The following is a 14782-nucleotide window of genomic DNA, read 5'->3' on the forward strand; positions in this document are numbered from 1 at the left end:
CAAAGGCGAGCGGGACCCTGGCGGCATCGGCTAGTTGAACGAGTCGCCACAGGCGCAGGAGCCGGTGGCGTTGGGGTTGTCGATGGTGAACCCCTGCTTCTCGATCGTGTCGACGAAGTCGATGGAGGCGCCCATGAGATAAGGAGCGCTCATCCGGTCGGTGACCACGTTGACGCCGCCGAACTCCGACACGACGTCGCCGTCCATCGAACGATCGTCGAAGAAGAGCTGGTAGCGCAGGCCGGAGCAACCGCCCGGCTGCACCGCGACCCGAAGCTGCAGCCCCTCCTCGCCCTGCTGCTCAAGCAGGCTCTTGACCTTCGCGGCGGCCGCGTCGGTCAGGATCAGGCCCTGCGTCGTGGTCTCGCTGCTCTCAACCGTCATCTCGCTGACTCCCTAACTGGGCTGTCTTGTTCTCGACGTCCTACCTAATGACGCTACCAACACCCGGGCCATGCCACACATTCCCGGGTCCCCCACCTCAGGGAACAACGGGCTTCCCCCGTGTGTCATAGTGAGTATCGTCTTTCTGACGATAAGTGCCTCATGAGGGGAGTGTGGCCATGGCCACCCAGACTGGGCTTCCGCTCTTCGTGCTCGGCCGGGGCGCCGATCCGCACAGCGAGCAGGGCGTCGACTGCCCCGGCGAGCTGCCGCCCGCCTCGGACCCGGGGCTGGTGGAGCGCGCCCGCAAGGCCAAGGAGGCGCTGGGCGAGCGGCTGTTCGTGCTCGGCCACCACTACCAGCGCGACGAGGTCATCCAGTTCGCCGACGTGACGGGCGACTCCTTCAAGCTCGCGCAGCAGGCGGCGGCGCGGCCGGAGGCGGAGTACATCGTCTTCTGCGGCGTGCACTTCATGGCCGAGTCGGCCGACATCCTCACCGGCGACGCCCAGAAGGTCGTCCTGCCGGACCTGGCGGCCGGCTGTTCGATGGCCGACATGGCGACCTTCGACCAGGTCGAGGAGTGCTGGGAGGCGCTGGAGGACGCCGGGCTGGCCGAGCGGGTGGTGCCGGTCACGTACATGAACTCCAGCGCCGACATCAAGGCGTTCTGCGGCCGCAACGGCGGCGTCGTCTGCACCTCCTCCAACGCCCGCCGGGCCCTCGACTGGGCCTTCGAGCGGGGCGAGAAGGTGCTGTTCCTGCCCGACCAGCACCTCGGACGCAACACGGCGGTCCTGGAGATGGGCATGACGCTCGACGACTGCGTGGTGTGGAACCCGCACCGGCCGAACGGCGGCCTGACCCGCGAGCAGCTCGACCGGGCGAAGATGATCCTCTGGCGCGGCCACTGCTCGGTGCACGGCCGTTTCACCGCCGAGTCGGTCGACGACGTACGGGCCCGCATCCCCGGCGTCAACGTCCTGGTGCACCCCGAGTGCCGGCACGAGGTCGTGCTCAAGGCCGACCAGGTCGGCTCCACCGAGTACATCATCAAGACGCTGGAGGCCGCACCCGCCGGGTCGAGCTGGGCCATCGGCACCGAGCTCAACCTGGTCAAGCGGCTGGCGGGGATGTTCCCCGACAAGAACGTCTCGTTCCTGGACCGTACGGTCTGCTACTGCTCGACCATGAACCGGATCGACCTGCCCCACCTGGTGTGGGCGCTGGAGTCGCTGGTGCTGGGCGAGGTCGTCAACCGGATCACGGTCGACCCCGACACCGCCCACTGGGCGCGGGTCGCCCTGGACCGGATGCTCGCCCTGCCGTAGCCACTCGTCACTGGCCGAACTCGTAGCCGACCCTGACCGTCACCGCGAGGCTCTGGCGGCCGGGGGCGAGCGAGGACCGGTCCTCGGCGACGCCCGCGGCCGCGAACGCCAGCGGCTGCGGGCCGCCCCTGACGTCCTCGGAGACCGCCACCACCCGGCCCAGCGGGCGGCCGGCCAGCTCGGCGTATCTCGCGGCCTTGGCGGCGGCGTCGCGGAAGGCCCGCGTCCTCGCCTCGGCGAGGGCGGCGGCCGGGTCCGACACCTCGAACGCCACCCCGTTCAGCCGGGCCTCCTCGCCGACCCCGGCGACCGTGTCGATCACCCGGTCGGCCCGCGCCAGGTCGCGCACCACGACCTCGACGCCCTGCGCGGCGCGGTAGGCCGACACCTTGGGGTAGGACTCGTACTCGGGGCCGAGCGACAGCTCGACGGTGCGTACGTCCTCGTCCGCGACGCCCTCCTCGCGCAGCGCCCCGGCCAGGCGGGCGGCGGCGGCGCGGGCCGCGGTGAACGCCTCCGCGGCCGACTGCCTGCGGGCCTCGACGCCCGCGAACAGGCGCAGGACGTCCGGCGCGGCCAGGACCGCGCCCTCCCCGACGACGGTGATGTCCACGATGGCGTCCTCCCAGGACTCCGGTACGGCTCGGCCGGGCACGCCGTCATTGTCGCCTGCCGCTCATCCCGTGGCCAGGACCGCGTCCACGATCATCCGGGGGTCGCGGAGCTGGAGGCGGCGGCGGGCGTGCGGCGCGCGGACCAGCCGGCCGCCCAGCTCTGCGGCCAGCCGCCCGGCGCAGCCGTCGTCGCGGCGCGCGGCGAGCACGGTCACCGGCACCTCGGGCAGCGGCTTGTCCTCGCGCAGGCGGCGCAGGTCGGCGGCCATGCCGCGGCGGGCCAGCCACTCCCCCGCCACCGCGGCGGGCACCTTGCCCATGCGGTAGACGTCGTGCGGGTCCGGCATCCCGGTCAGCCGCCGGTGCGCGGCCGGGCCGGTCAGGCGGGCCAGCGCCGCCGCGCCCCACGTCCCGCCGAGCGCGGGCAGGCACCGGCCGAGCGCGTACGCGGCCGCGGGCGGCTGCCGCCGGTCCGGGCAGGCCGGCTCGACGAGCACGAGCGCCGCCACACACAGCGGATGCAGCCGCGCGAACGCCTCCGCGTGCCAGCACGCCACCCCCTGGGCGACGACGGTGACCCGTTCGGGGTGCGCGGGCGCGAGCGCGGCCAGGCGGGCGGCCTCGGCGTACAGGCTGGGCGGGGCCGGCGAGCGCGGGCTCAACCCGAGCCCCGGCCGGTCGAAGCGGATGACCCGGCGAGCGCCGGCCAGCCCGCGCGCCACCGCGTCCCAGTGGAACCAGGCGCCCGCCTGGCCGCCGGTGACGAGCACCGCGGGCCCGTCGCCCTCCTCGATCACGTGCGGGGGGCCGTGCGCGGTGACCGGCCAGTCGGCGACGAGCAGGCGCAGCGCCACGTACACCAGCCAGACGGCGACGAGCGTGAGCAGGGCGCGGTCGGCGATGCCCGCGCCGCGCCCCGCGGCCAGCGCGAGGCCGACCAGCGCCGTGGCGGCGACCGCCAGGGCGGTCATCACCCAGGCCGTACGGGCCCGCCACCGCGCCGCGAGCAACGCCATGGCGGACAACGCCGAGGCCGTGCACAGCGCTCCGGCCGCCAGGTGCGCCAGCCGGCCCGGCGGCGGCCAGGTCTCGCCGCAGCCGGGATCGCTGAGCACCGCGCAGTCCAGCGGCAGCGCCGCCCCCACCGCCAGGAGCAGCCCGTACGCGGCCAGCGCCGCCCACCCCGGCCCCTCCCCCTCCACGCGCGGCACCAGCGCCACGCCGAGCAGGCAGGCCAGCCCCGCGAGCGCGTCGCTCACCCGGAACAGGCGCGTCCACGGCTGGTCACGGGCGGCGAGCTCGCTGACGTAGCCGTTGGCACGGTCCACCGCCGGCGTCGTGAACTGGCCGGTGATCCAGGCGCTGCCCAGCACGGCCGCCACGATGAACGCCGTGGCCGCAAGCACGCACAATCGTCGCTCCACGTGACGATTGAACCACTAAAGGTGATTACACCCCTGGAGCACCCCATACCGGGAACCATCTACCCAGATCGGACTCAAGCGGCAGCTCGCCCTCCAGCACCCCTCTGACCTGGAGTTCGAGCGCGTTGTCGCGCTTCTGTCCGGGCAGCGGCGCGAACGGGTAGAACGTTCCCCGCTTGTAGAGATAGACCACGGCGACCCGGCGCCCCTCGGGATCGGCGAAGGACACCAGCGAGCACAGCAGCGACGCGCCGAACCCGGCGCCCTCCAGCGAGGAGTTGACCGCGTGCAACTCGGTGACCAGGTCGGCGACCGCCTCCGGCGGCCGGCTGACCAGCAGCCACGTGTAGCCGTAACCGTCGTCGCTCTGCACCACGCGCTCGCCGAGCAGCGCCTTGACGTCACGTTCGAGCGTGGCGAAGGCGCCGCCCTCGGCGGCGCGGAAGGCCACCGAGCCGAGGCCGGTGGGCGCGAGCCCGGTCGCCGCCTGGAGCGTCACGGCGGCCGACGGCAGCGCGAACAGCGCATCGAGGTCGGGCTTGGCCGGCTTCGACCGGCCGAGCAGCGCATCGAGCCAGCCCATGTGGCTCAACCCCTTCCGAGCTGCGCGGAGATGCCGGCGAGCTGCTCCAGCCGGCGCTCCAGCGATGGGTGGGTGGAGAACAGGGCCGCGATCGACTGACCGCCGGACAGCGCCGGGGCGAAGTAGAAGGCGTTGAACGCCGACGCCTCGCGCAGGTCGCGGGTCGGGATCCTGGCCATCTCACCACTGATCTTCGTCAGCGCGCTGGCCAGCTCGGACGGACGCTGCGTGAGCAGCGCGCCCGCGCGGTCGGCGGCCAGCTCACGGTAGCGCGACAGGGCGCGGGTGAGCAGGAAGCTGACGGCGTACACGAGGACCGAGACGAGCAGGATGATCGCGCCGACCGGGACGCCGCCCTGGCCGTTGTTGCGCCGGCCACCGAGCCCGCTGTAGAGCGCGAAGCGGGTCATGAGGCCGGCCACGAGGCCGAGGAACGACGCGATCGTCATCACCGCCACGTCGCGGTGCGCGACGTGCGACAACTCGTGCGCGAGCACCCCTTCGAGCTCCCGCGGCTCCAGGCGCCGCAGGATGCCGGTCGTCACGCAGACGACGGCGTTCTTCTGGTTGCGGCCGGTGGCGAACGCGTTGGGGACGTCGGAATCCGCGATCGCCACGCGCGGCTTGGGCATGTCGGCCAGCGCGCACAGCCGGTCGATCATGCCGTGCAGCTCGGGGGCCTCCTCCGGCGAGACCTCCCGCCCGTGCATCGCGAACAGGGCGATGCGGTCGGACAGGAAGTACTGCGCCAGCAGCAGGAGGCCGGCCACCACCAGCACGGTCAGCGCCTGGACGCCGAGGGCGATCAGGGCGCCGACGAACACCACGTAGAGCAACCCGAGCAGGAACATCGTCACGACCATCCGGCGGGTGAGCCCGCTGTCGGGCGCGAAACGCGTGCGCACGGCGCTCAGCCCGGAATGAGGCCCTGGTCGCCCAGCATCTCCCGGACTTCCTCGATCGAGGCGTCCGCGGGGGGAAGGATCAGCTCTGACGGCTCAAGGCTGTCGTCCGGCAGGGACTTGCCCACATGGCGCACCTTGTCGAGCAGCGCGTGCAGCTTGACGCGGAACGCCTTCTCGTCGCCGGTCTCGATGGCGGCTTCGAGCTCGCTGTCGAGCTCGTTGAGCACGGCGATGTCGTCGGGCGAGATCTCGATCTGACCCTCGCCCATGATTCTGACGATCATGCGTTCTCCCCGGGCTGACGCAGGTGCTGGGTCTGACCCTGGCCCTGCTGGTGCGGCTGGGCCTGCTGCTGGGGCTGGCCCTGCTCGATCGCGGACTGCGGGGCCGGGCCCTGGCCGAGCTCGGCCTTCATCCTGGCCAGCTCCAGCTCGACGTCCATGCCGCCGCCCATGCGGTCGAGCTCGGCCTGGATGTCGTCGCCGCGGCTGCCGGTGACGTCGTCGAGCGCGCCACTGGCCAGCAGCTCGTCGATCGCGCCCGCGCGAGCCTGCATCTGCGCCGTCTTGTCCTCGGCGCGCTGGATCGCCAGGCCGACGTCGCCCATCTCCTCGGAGATGCCGGAGAACGCCTCGTTGATGCGCGTCTGCGCCTCGGCGGCGGTGTAGGTGGCCTTGATGGTCTCCTTCTTCGTACGGAAGGCGTCCACCTTGGCCTGCAGCCGCTGGGAAGCCGTGGTCAGCTTCTCCTCCTCGGCCTGCAGGTTGTCGTGCTGGATCTTGAGGTCGGCCATCTGGCTCTGAATGCCGGAACGCCGCTGCAGCGCCTCGCGCGCGAGATCCTCGCGCCCGACCGACAGCGCCTTGCGCCCCTGCTCCTCAAGCTTCCTGGAGGACTGCTCAAGGCCGTTGAGCTGCAGCTCCACCCGCTTACGCGACGTGGCCACGTCGGCCACACCCCTGCGCACCTTCTGCAGCAGCTCCAGTTGCCGCTGGTAGGAGTAGTCAAGGGTCTCGCGCGGATCCTCCATCTTGTCCAAGGCCTTGTTGGCCTTCGACTTGAAGATCATCGAAAGTCTCTTCATCACGCTCATGCGCGTCGGCCGTCCCCTTCTAGGTCGTGCTGGTGTTCACCCAATGCAGCGCAGCCGCCTTGGGATTACCCTACGCATAACGCACGGGGGCGTCACTAAGTTGCAGTCCAGGTAGGGTTGACGTCGTGTTGCGACGCCGTTCCCAGACCTCAGTGGACGACTCCCCCGTCCCCGTTGACGATCCTAAGCCCCAGGGTAAAGGACGTCCCACACCCAAGCGCCGCGATCAGGAGAGCCGCCGGCGCCAGCCCGTGCACGCGCCGAAGGACCGCAAAGAGGCCTACCGGCAGATGCGGGCCAAGCAGGCCGCCGAGCGTGATCGCGCCCGCAAGGGCATGCTCGCTGGTGACGAGCGCTATCTCCCGGCCAGGGACAAGGGCCCGGCGCGCAAGTTCGCGCGTGACTGGGTCGACTCCCGGCGGCTGCCGAGCCAGTACTTCCTGCCGTTCTCGCTACTGATCCTGCTGGCCACCTGGGTGCCGTGGCCCACCGAGATCCGCGCGGCGGTGCTCAACATCGTGATCGCCGTCGGCTGGCCGATCATGATGATCGGCGTGGTGGTCACCGGCGTCTACGTCGCCTGGAAGGTGAAGCGGGAGGTGGCGAGCAAGCTGCCCGACGAGAGCGTCAAGGGCGTGGGCTTCTACGCCGCCATGCGGGCGCTGCAGATCCGCAAGCTGCGCTTCCCGCCGCCCACGGTGGCGCCCGGCGGCAAGCCGGTCCCCCCGAAGCGCTAGAGATCCTCTGTACGGGGACCGCGGACGAGGAGCCCGAGCGCTCCTCGTGGGGGGCGCGGCCCTCGACGGGAGGTCACCTCGATCACCGGGGCGGGTCGCCGCCGCCTCGGGCGTCAACCGCGCGGCGGGTTCTCCGCCTGCCAGCGCAGGACGCCGCGGACCACGACCGGTCGCCGGCCGTCGAGCGGCGTGCCCTGCTCCAGGGCGTCGGCGACGGCTCGCACCAGCACGTAGTAGGACGGCATGCGCGGGGTCATGCCGCCGTCCGCGCCCTCCCAGAGCAGCCCGCCGCCCACGGCGTCGGCCACGGCGTACGACGGCGCGGACGTGGCCGAGCCTGTCGTGGCGAGGAACGGGATCCACGTGCCCTCCCAGCCGCCCGCGGCGGACCGGCCGCACAGCAGCCGCCACGAGTCCCTGATCTGCCGGATGCCGAGGTTGGCGGAACCGTCCGCCCAGAACCCGAGCCCGAACGCCCACCTGCCCCGCGATCCGTTGTGGCGCAGGAGGGAGGCGCGCAGGTCGTCGGGGAGGTCCACGCCCATCTGGGCCTCGGCGACGGCGATCGTACGGGCCCGGCCGGGGCCGGCCAGCGTGCGGTAGGTGCGAGGGGCGTTCGCCCTGAGCCAGCGCTCGACGCGCCGCCACTGCCGGTTCACGGCCCGCCGCACGGCGGGGTCGATCGGCCGCACTTCCACCGGCCGGGAGACGGGCGCGCAGGCGCTCCCGCCCACCTGCGGCGTCGGCGTCGCCGCGGGGTCCGTCGCCTGCGGAGTCGTGGCGGGCCGGAGCGGTCCAGAGGTGTCCGTGGGCACGGCGACGCCGGGCGTCCCCTGCGTGGCGGTCGCGCCCGCGACGGGGGTCGGCGAGGCCGAGGTGACGCCCAGGGTCTCCCCCGGGATCAGGGCGAGGGTCAGGACCAGCGCCACGAGCGCCGCGATGCCCGCCCAGACCAGTCCCATCCGCGCGTTGCTCACGGACCCGCCCCGGGGCGTACGCGCAGGCTCCGTACGCCGCTCCGGCAGGCGGGCCCGGCGGCGCAGCCGGATCGCGATCGCGGTCAGGACTGCCGCCGTCAGCGCCAGCCGTACGAGCTTCAGCACGTCGCGCACCCTATCCCGAAACCGATCACCCCATGTGCCGGGATTAAGGTCGGACCTATGGAATTCCGACACCTCGGTCGCAGCGGTCTCAAGGTCAGCGAGATCAGCTACGGCAACTGGCTCACGCACGGCTCCCAGGTCGAGGAGGACGCCGCCAAGCAGTGCGTGCAGGCGGCTCTCGACGAGGGCATCACCACGTTCGACACCGCGGACGTCTACGCCGGCACCAAGGCGGAGGAAGTGCTCGGCCGGGCGTTGAAGGGCGTGCGCAGGGAGTCGCTGGAGATCTTCACCAAGGTCTACTGGCCGACCGGCCCCGGCCAGAACGACCGCGGCCTGTCCCGCAAGCACATCACCGAGTCCATCAACGCCTCCCTGCGCCGCCTCCAGACGGACTACGTCGACCTCTACCAGGCGCACCGCTTCGACCACGAGACGCCGCTCGAGGAGACGCTCAAGACGTTCGACGACCTCGTCCGCCAGGGCAAGGTGCTCTACGTCGGCGTCAGCGAGTGGACCGCCGACCAGATCGCCCAGGCGCTGAAGATCGCCGACGAGATGGGCTTCGACCGCATCGTCTCCAACCAGCCGCAGTACTCGATGCTCTGGCGGGTCATCGAGAGCGAGATCGTGCCGCTGAGCGAGAAGGAGGGCGTGGGCCAGATCGTCTGGTCGCCGATCGCTCAGGGCGTGCTGACCGGGAAGTACCTGCCCGGCCGGCAGCCGCCGGAGGGCTCCAGGGCCACCGACGCCGCGGGCGGCAGCGCGATGATCGCCCGGTTCATGAACGACGACGTGCTGACCCGCGTGCAGGAGCTCAAGCCGGTCGCCGCCGACCTCGGTCTCAGCATGGCGCAGCTGGCGATCGCCTGGGTGCTGCAGAACCCCAACGTCTCCAGCGCGATCGTCGGCGCGAGCCGTCCCGAGCAGGTGCGCGACAACGTCAAGGCGGCGGGCGTCAAGCTGGACCAGGACGTGCTGCGGCGCATCGACGACGCGCTCGGCCCGATCGTCGAGCGCGACCCGGCCAAGACCACGAGCCCCCGCCCCCGGGCGTGACCCCCGTCAGGCGCTGAACACAGCAAGAACCCCTTGGGCCGCGGCCGGGCCCAAGGGGTTTTCCTCAGTTCGGGAGCTTCACTCCTGGCGCAACGACAAACCTGTGTACTCGACGCGGTCCTCGTCGAGCAGAGCCACCTGTTCGACGCCCGACTCGAGCAGGTCACGCCAGTTCTCGCCGAGCCAGGACTCCGCGTCCGCCTGGCTGGGGAAGACCTCTCGCGGCAAAGGGCGGTCCGTCACCTCACCACCACTTGCGTTCTCGTAACGCCACCGCCATGTCATGCCACACGCTCCTTCTCCGCGGGTTCGCCGGCGCGCCTTCCGACGGCAATGGAACCCTACCCGTGAACGACCGCCCGCAGCGGGCGGCGCCGGGCGGGCTCTCTGTACGCTCGGCGCGGTGGAAGTGCTTCTCTCCGGCACGGCGGGCCGGCCCGAGCCCGGCTGCCGCTGCGTCTCCTGCCTGTCCTGCGACGGGCTGCCCGCGGGTCGTCGCCGCCCGTTCGAGGTGCTGGTGGACGGGCGTGTCCCCTTCCCCTTCGCCGATGTGCCGCCCGGCTATCGCGCCTGGGGCGGCGGGCTCGGGCTGACCGGCCCGGACGGCGGGACGCTGCTGTGCGTGCCTCCGGGGCTGGAGCTCCCCGCGGACCTGCCCGACCGGCTCGACCTGGTCCTCATCGACCTGCTCGACCGGCCGGAACGCCTCGGGCGGCTGCGGCGTACGCATCCGGCGGCCGCGGCGGTGGCCGTCGGGCTCGACCACCGGATCCGCTCGGAGGCGGAGCTGGACAGGCGGCTGCGCCTGTGGGGCGCCCTGTCCGTGCCGGACGGCACCGTGCTGCGGACGCCCGCGACGGGAGCGGGCCAGCAAGCGTGGCGGCGGGCGTTGCTGCTGGGCGGGTCGCGTTCGGGCAAGTCGGCCGAGGCCGAGCTGCGGCTGGCGGCGGAGCCGTACGTGACCTATGTCGCCACCGGCCCCGGGGGCGCGGGGGACGGCGAGTGGGCGGCCCGCGTACGGGCGCATCGGGAGCGCCGGCCCGCGCACTGGGACACCGTCGAGACCACGGATCTGGTCGCGGCCCTCTCCGGGGCCACCACGCCGCTGCTCGTCGACGGTCTCGGCACGTGGCTGGCGGCGGTGTTCGACGAGCACGGGGCGTGGGAGGGCGACCGGGCGCCGGTCCTGCGGCGGTGCGACGAGCTGGTGGCCGCCTGGCGGCAGGCGCCACAGGCGGTGGTGGCGGTGTCGGACGAGGTGGGGATGGGCGTGGTGCCGGCCACGGCCAGCGGGCGCGCCTTCCGCGACGCGCTCGGGCGGCTGAACGAACGGCTCGCCGCCGAGTCGGAGTACGTCGCCCTCGTCGTCGCGGGCCGCGTCCTGGAGCTGTGAGAGGGCCGGTCAGGGGCGGAGGGCGCGGGCGTACCAGCGGCCGTCGAGCCGGTCCACGTGCAGGGGCCGGCCGAAGCACTCGGAGAGGTTGGCCGGCGTGAGCACGCCGGACACCGGCCCGGCGGCCAGCACCCTGGCGTCGCGCATGAGCATGGCGTGCGTGGTCGTCGCCGGCACCTCCTCCAGGTGGTGCGTGACGGTGATGGTGGTGAGGACGGGCCGGGTGGCGGCGAGGTCCTCGACGGCGGTGATGAGGTCCTCGCGGGCCGGCAGGTCGAGCCCCGCGAACGGCTCGTCGAGCAGCAGCACCGCGGGATCGGCCATGAGCGCCCTCGCGACCCGGATCCGGGCCCGCTCCCCCTGGGAGCACACGCGGAACGGCCGGTCGGCGAGGTCCTTGCAGCCCAGGTCGGCGAGCAGCCGGTGGGCCCGCTCACGCTCGGAGTCGCCGTACTTGTCCCACAAGGGCGCGCTCGTGCCCGTGTGGCCGGTGAGCACCACGGTGAGGGCGGTCGCCCCCTCCTCCTCCATCAGCCCCTCGTCGACGAGGCGCTGGCTGGCCGCGACCAGGCCGAGGTGGCGGCGCAGCTCGCGCAGGTCGACCCGGCCGAGCCGGTGGCCGAGCACCTTGACCGTGCCCGCGCTGGGGTGCCGTACGGCGGCGGCGAGCGAGAGCAGCGTCGTCTTGCCCGCGCCGTTGGGGCCGAGAACGACCCAGTGGTCGCCGTAGTCCACCTGCCAGTCCACGCCGTCCAGCAGTGTCTTGCCGGTGACCCGGACCGCTACGTCTTCGAGTTCAACCACGTGCATCCCGCCACCCTAGTGGCCCTAGGATCGTCCGCCATGCGGCGCCTCATGGACGGACTGCGGTTCGCGGTCGGCACGCTCAGCGTCTTCCCCGTCCGCGTCGAGCGGGTGGACCGGCAGGTCGCGGGGCAGGCGATGACGCTGGCGCCGGTCATCGGGCTGGTGCTCGGCGCGGTCGCCGGGCTGCCCTTGCTCCTGCCCGCTCCCCCGCTGCTCGGCGCGGCCCTGGCGGTCGGACTGCTCGCGCTGCTGACCCGTGGCCTGCACCTGGACGGGCTGGCCGACCTGGCCGACGGCCTGGGCAGCGGCAAGCCCGCCGATCAGGCGCTCGGCATCATGAAAAAGTCGGACATCGGGCCGTTCGGCGTGATGACGCTGCTGCTCGTGCTGCTCGTGGAGGTGGCGGCGCTGGCGGGCACGGCCACGGGGTACGCGGCCCTGGTGACCGCCTGCGTGGCGGGACGGCTGGCGCTGACCTGGGCCTGCCGGCCGAGGGTGCCCGCCGCCCGGCCCGAGGGGCTGGGGGCGGCGGTCGCCGGATCGGTACGCCCGGCCGCCCCCTGGCTCGTCACCCTGGCCGCGCTGCTCGCCTTCGCGGGCCTCGGGCTGAGCGTCGACGCCGGGACCTGGGACGGGGCGCCCCGTACGTGGGCGTCGGCCGTCGCCGGGTGGCTGACCGGCGCGGACGAGCGGGCCCCTGAGCCCGGCCAGTCCTTCACCGGACTCGCCGACTACCTCGAAAGCGTTACGGGGACCGACTCAGGGTGGGGGCTCGGAGCGATGGCGTCCGACGGGGTCATCACCGCCGAGGGGACCGTGGGATGGGGCCTGGGCCTGCCGGCGCTCCTCGCCCTGCCGATCGCTCTGCTCGCCGGCCTGCTGGCCGCTCTGGCGCTGCTCCGGCGGGCCCGCCGCCGCCTCGGCGGGATCACCGGCGACGTCCTGGGCGCGCTGGTGGAGACCGCCACGGCGGCGACGCTGGTGGCGTACGCCGTCATGGGCTGAGCCGGCCGGATTCAGACGGCGGGCTCAGACGGCGGGCTCGGCCGCGGGCGCGGGCTCCTGAGGCGCGGGCGGGACGGGCGGGCGGGGCGGGGCGAACCGGAGCAGCACCGCGCCGACCACCGCGAGCAGCACCCACCCCACCAGCCCGGTGATCCCGGCCAGCACCTCGTTCGGCGGCGAGGCGGGGTCGCCGAGCAGGAGGGCGTTGGCGGCGACGGCGTTCAGCGAGCCGTGGGCCACCACGGCGGGCCACACGCTCCCGGTGCGCAGCCGCAGCCAGCCGAACAGCACCCCGGCCAGCACGCAGAACCCGACGAAGAACAGCGCCGCCCACGACCCGAGCCGCGGGTAGTTGTAGCCGAGCAGGGTGAGCGGCGCGTGCCAGAGCCCCCAGATCACGCCCGACAGCAGCAGCCCGGGCAGGACACCGCCCGCGTCGACGAGCCGGGGCAGCAGCCAGCCGCGCCAGCCCCACTCCTCGCCGAGCGCCGGGATGGCGTTCAGCAGGGGCCCGGCGACCACGCCGAGCACGAACTGCAGCGCGAACATCTGCCCGAGGTCGTCGGGGACGGGCACGCCGCGCGACTCGTACACCTCGCGCAGCAGGCCCAGCTCGTCCAGGTCCAGGGCCATGAGCCCGATCGCGACGCTGAGCCCCAGCGCCGCGAAGATCAGCAGGGGCACCCCGATCCAGGCGCCGAGGACGTACCGGCCGGTGCGGCCCTTGCGGTCGCCGAGCGTGAGCCCGGTCTCCCTGGCCCACTGACGGAGCGGCGCGCGGGTGAGCGCCCACGCCCCGAGCACGCCCACGGCGGGCGTGAACATCATCAGCGTGGCCGCCACGGTGGTCAGCGGCGAGCCGAGCCCGCCGCCGAGCCAGACGGGCAGCGCCGCCGCCCAGGAGAGCCCGAAGGCGAGGACGAGGAAGACGATGAGAGGCTTTTTCATGATTCCACCCGCTCCGCGATGAGGGCATTGATGAGGGAGGCGCCGCGCGCGGCGTCGTCGACGCTGACGGCCAGCCGGCCGCCGGACCGGTAGCCGATGACCAGGCACTCGCCGCCGCGCAGCATGATCGTGGCCCCGCCGGGCAGGCCACGGAAGCCCCATCCGCCGACCTGGCTGGGGTAGCGCTCCTCCGACCAGGCCGACGCGATCTTCGACAGCGGGATGCGGCGGGCCGGCACCCGCAGCAGCCCGATGCCGATGACGACCCGGTCGCCGCTGACGCGGACCGACGCCTGCGTGGTCAGCAGCCCGATCACCAGGACGATGAGCAGGCCGGGCAGGATCGGGCCCACCACGCTCCCGTCGGTCACGCCGAGCAGCTGGAGAGCGCCGAGCACGAGGAGGGCGGCGGCGTCGGCCACGGTGATCAGGGCCAGCCAGGGGTTGAACACGTAACCGACCCAGACGGCCCGCTGGCCCGGCCGCAGCCGCAGGCTCGGCGGCTCCCGGCGCTCGTCGGGGAACTCGTCCGGCCCGCCCCTGCCCAGGTAGCCCGCGAGCACGGCGGTGGCGAGCGCGACGGCGATGACCAGCAGCGGGTGCACGAAGCCGAGCGTGGCCTGCGTCCAGTCGGTGGCGTCGAGGTTGGCGAGGACGCTGGAGAGGTTGACGCCGAAGGCGAGCACGCCCAGCCCGAACAGCGCGCCCCACCAGCCCATGCGGCCCTGCCTGCGGGCCAGCGTCCGCCCTTCGACGGCCGTGACCAGTGCCACGATCCAGGGCACCACCCAGAACAGCGTCACCATGAGCACGTAGGCGGTGAAGGACTGCGAGCTGTCGGGCCGGTCGCCGAGGCCCCAGTGCGAGGCCATCGGGTCGGGCAGCCGGTCACGCATCACAAGGGGCAGCCCTGTCTGCGCGGCGGTCACGAGCAGGCCCCAGCCGATCGCCGTCACTCGCGCCGTCACTCGGGGGTTCATGGGAGCTCCTCCAGGATCGAGATGAGGTCGTCACGGCCGTAGCCGTACCTTTGGGCCTCCTCCAGCAGCTCTCTGGCGCGCTGGACGAGCAGGGCGCGGCCCGCGACCTGCTCGGTGGCCGGTCCCGCCACGCTGACGCCCCGGCCGCGCCGGAACTCCAGCAGGCCCTCGTCGCGCAGGTCGCGCAGGGCGCGCAGCACGGTGTTGGGGTTGATGCCGAGCGCCTGGGCGAGGTCCCTGGCGGGGGGCAGGCGGTCACCCGGGAGGTAGGAGCCCTCCCCGATGGCGCGCCTGATGGCGCCCGCGACCTGCTCGTGCAGGGGACGGGCGTCGTTGAGGTCGAGCGTCAGCAGCATGATGCTAATGACACTAGCACCATGTCTCAGAAACCGGCGACCGCCACTGATTTGTAGGAT

The 14782-nt window shown here is 73.0% G+C and carries 18 protein-coding genes; 5 read left to right on the forward strand and 13 right to left on the reverse strand.

The features are described 5' to 3' along the window. Positions 1–30: 30 nt before the first annotated feature. A complete protein-coding gene (gene erpA / locus SMD20_RS15235; RefSeq protein WP_242381778.1) occupies positions 31–384 on the reverse strand; it encodes an iron-sulfur cluster insertion protein ErpA in 354 nt (117 codons plus the stop codon). Positions 385–563: 179 nt separating this feature from the next. Here erpA and nadA point away from each other — a divergent pair, with 179 nt between their 5' ends. After that, positions 564–1715 (forward strand): quinolinate synthase NadA, encoded by a 1152-nt coding sequence (gene nadA, locus SMD20_RS15240; protein WP_329580850.1) that lies wholly within the window; start codon positions 564–566, stop codon positions 1713–1715. A gap of 7 nt (positions 1716–1722) precedes the next feature. On the opposite strand, the gene SMD20_RS15245 is transcribed toward nadA, so the two are convergent. Genes SMD20_RS15245 through SMD20_RS15270 form a run of 6 tightly spaced genes read right to left on the reverse strand, consistent with a single transcriptional unit; the run spans position 1723 to position 6334 of the window. Then, positions 1723–2370 carry an SIMPL domain-containing protein gene (locus tag SMD20_RS15245; protein WP_329580853.1) on the reverse strand — a complete coding sequence of 216 codons (648 nt, stop codon included), beginning with the start codon at positions 2368–2370 and terminating at the stop codon, positions 1723–1725. Positions 2371–2391: 21 nt separating this feature from the next. Continuing rightward, positions 2392–3753: an alpha/beta hydrolase gene (locus SMD20_RS15250; protein WP_329580856.1), complete on the reverse strand. Its 1362-nt coding sequence runs from the start codon at positions 3751–3753 to the stop codon at positions 2392–2394. A 25-nt stretch (positions 3754–3778) separates the two neighbouring features. Next, entirely contained in the window at positions 3779–4336 is a 558-nt protein-coding gene (gene pspAB, locus SMD20_RS15255) for a PspA-associated protein PspAB (protein WP_329580858.1), read from the reverse strand. A gap of 5 nt (positions 4337–4341) precedes the next feature. Beyond that, the gene (gene htpX / locus SMD20_RS15260) at positions 4342–5241 is read right to left on the reverse strand and encodes a zinc metalloprotease HtpX (RefSeq protein WP_329580860.1); all 900 of its coding nucleotides are present in this window, start codon (positions 5239–5241) and stop codon (positions 4342–4344) included. A 5-nt stretch (positions 5242–5246) separates the two neighbouring features. Beyond that, positions 5247–5525, reverse strand: a complete 279-nt coding sequence (gene pspAA / locus SMD20_RS15265) for a PspA-associated protein PspAA (protein ID WP_329580863.1) — start codon at positions 5523–5525, stop codon at positions 5247–5249. Then, a complete protein-coding gene (locus SMD20_RS15270) occupies positions 5522–6334 on the reverse strand; it encodes a PspA/IM30 family protein (protein WP_329580866.1) in 813 nt (270 codons plus the stop codon). The genes pspAA and SMD20_RS15270 overlap by 4 nt, the downstream gene beginning before the upstream one ends. A gap of 152 nt (positions 6335–6486) precedes the next feature. On the opposite strand from SMD20_RS15270, the gene SMD20_RS15275 reads away from it, so the two are divergent. Then, a complete protein-coding gene (locus SMD20_RS15275) occupies positions 6487–7071 on the forward strand; it encodes a DUF3043 domain-containing protein (RefSeq protein WP_329592567.1) in 585 nt (194 codons plus the stop codon). Positions 7072–7184: 113 nt separating this feature from the next. Here the strand turns inward: SMD20_RS15275 and SMD20_RS15280 are convergent, their stop codons facing one another. Next, complete coding sequence (locus SMD20_RS15280; protein WP_329580868.1) at positions 7185–8174, reverse strand: SMI1/KNR4 family protein; 990 nt, start codon at positions 8172–8174, stop codon at positions 7185–7187. Between the two features lie 57 nt (positions 8175–8231). Here SMD20_RS15280 and SMD20_RS15285 point away from each other — a divergent pair, with 57 nt between their 5' ends. Further along, the gene (locus SMD20_RS15285; protein WP_329580871.1) at positions 8232–9233 is read left to right on the forward strand and encodes an aldo/keto reductase family protein; all 1002 of its coding nucleotides are present in this window, start codon (positions 8232–8234) and stop codon (positions 9231–9233) included. A 78-nt stretch (positions 9234–9311) separates the two neighbouring features. Here SMD20_RS15285 and SMD20_RS15290 read toward each other — a convergent pair whose 3' ends face one another. Further along, the gene (locus SMD20_RS15290) at positions 9312–9518 is read right to left on the reverse strand and encodes a hypothetical protein (RefSeq protein ID WP_091076403.1); all 207 of its coding nucleotides are present in this window, start codon (positions 9516–9518) and stop codon (positions 9312–9314) included. A gap of 118 nt (positions 9519–9636) precedes the next feature. On the opposite strand from SMD20_RS15290, the gene SMD20_RS15295 reads away from it, so the two are divergent. Continuing rightward, positions 9637–10626: a bifunctional adenosylcobinamide kinase/adenosylcobinamide-phosphate guanylyltransferase gene (locus SMD20_RS15295; RefSeq protein WP_329580876.1), complete on the forward strand. Its 990-nt coding sequence runs from the start codon at positions 9637–9639 to the stop codon at positions 10624–10626. A gap of 9 nt (positions 10627–10635) precedes the next feature. Here SMD20_RS15295 and SMD20_RS15300 read toward each other — a convergent pair whose 3' ends face one another. Further along, positions 10636–11436, reverse strand: coding sequence for an ABC transporter ATP-binding protein (locus SMD20_RS15300; RefSeq protein ID WP_329580880.1), 801 nt, complete (start codon positions 11434–11436; stop codon positions 10636–10638). A gap of 33 nt (positions 11437–11469) precedes the next feature. On the opposite strand from SMD20_RS15300, the gene SMD20_RS15305 reads away from it, so the two are divergent. Continuing rightward, positions 11470–12438, forward strand: coding sequence for an adenosylcobinamide-GDP ribazoletransferase (locus SMD20_RS15305; protein WP_329580883.1), 969 nt, complete (start codon positions 11470–11472; stop codon positions 12436–12438). Between the two features lie 24 nt (positions 12439–12462). Here SMD20_RS15305 and SMD20_RS15310 read toward each other — a convergent pair whose 3' ends face one another. The 3 genes from SMD20_RS15310 to SMD20_RS15320 are packed head-to-tail and all read right to left on the reverse strand — an operon-like array spanning position 12463 to position 14722. Continuing rightward, positions 12463–13386 (reverse strand): CPBP family intramembrane glutamic endopeptidase, encoded by a 924-nt coding sequence (locus tag SMD20_RS15310; protein WP_329580885.1) that lies wholly within the window; start codon positions 13384–13386, stop codon positions 12463–12465. Next, positions 13383–14366 carry a hypothetical protein gene (locus SMD20_RS15315; protein ID WP_329580888.1) on the reverse strand — a complete coding sequence of 328 codons (984 nt, stop codon included), beginning with the start codon at positions 14364–14366 and terminating at the stop codon, positions 13383–13385. The genes SMD20_RS15310 and SMD20_RS15315 overlap by 4 nt, the downstream gene beginning before the upstream one ends. After that, positions 14363–14722 (reverse strand): GntR family transcriptional regulator, encoded by a 360-nt coding sequence (locus SMD20_RS15320; protein WP_329580890.1) that lies wholly within the window; start codon positions 14720–14722, stop codon positions 14363–14365. Before SMD20_RS15320 ends, SMD20_RS15315 begins: the two co-directional genes overlap by 4 nt. Between the last annotated feature and the right edge of the window lie 60 nt (positions 14723–14782).

Origin of the sequence: Nonomuraea sp. LP-02, assembly GCF_036289125.1 — a bacterium.
GTDB lineage: Bacteria > Actinomycetota > Actinomycetes > Streptosporangiales > Streptosporangiaceae > Nonomuraea > Nonomuraea bangladeshensis.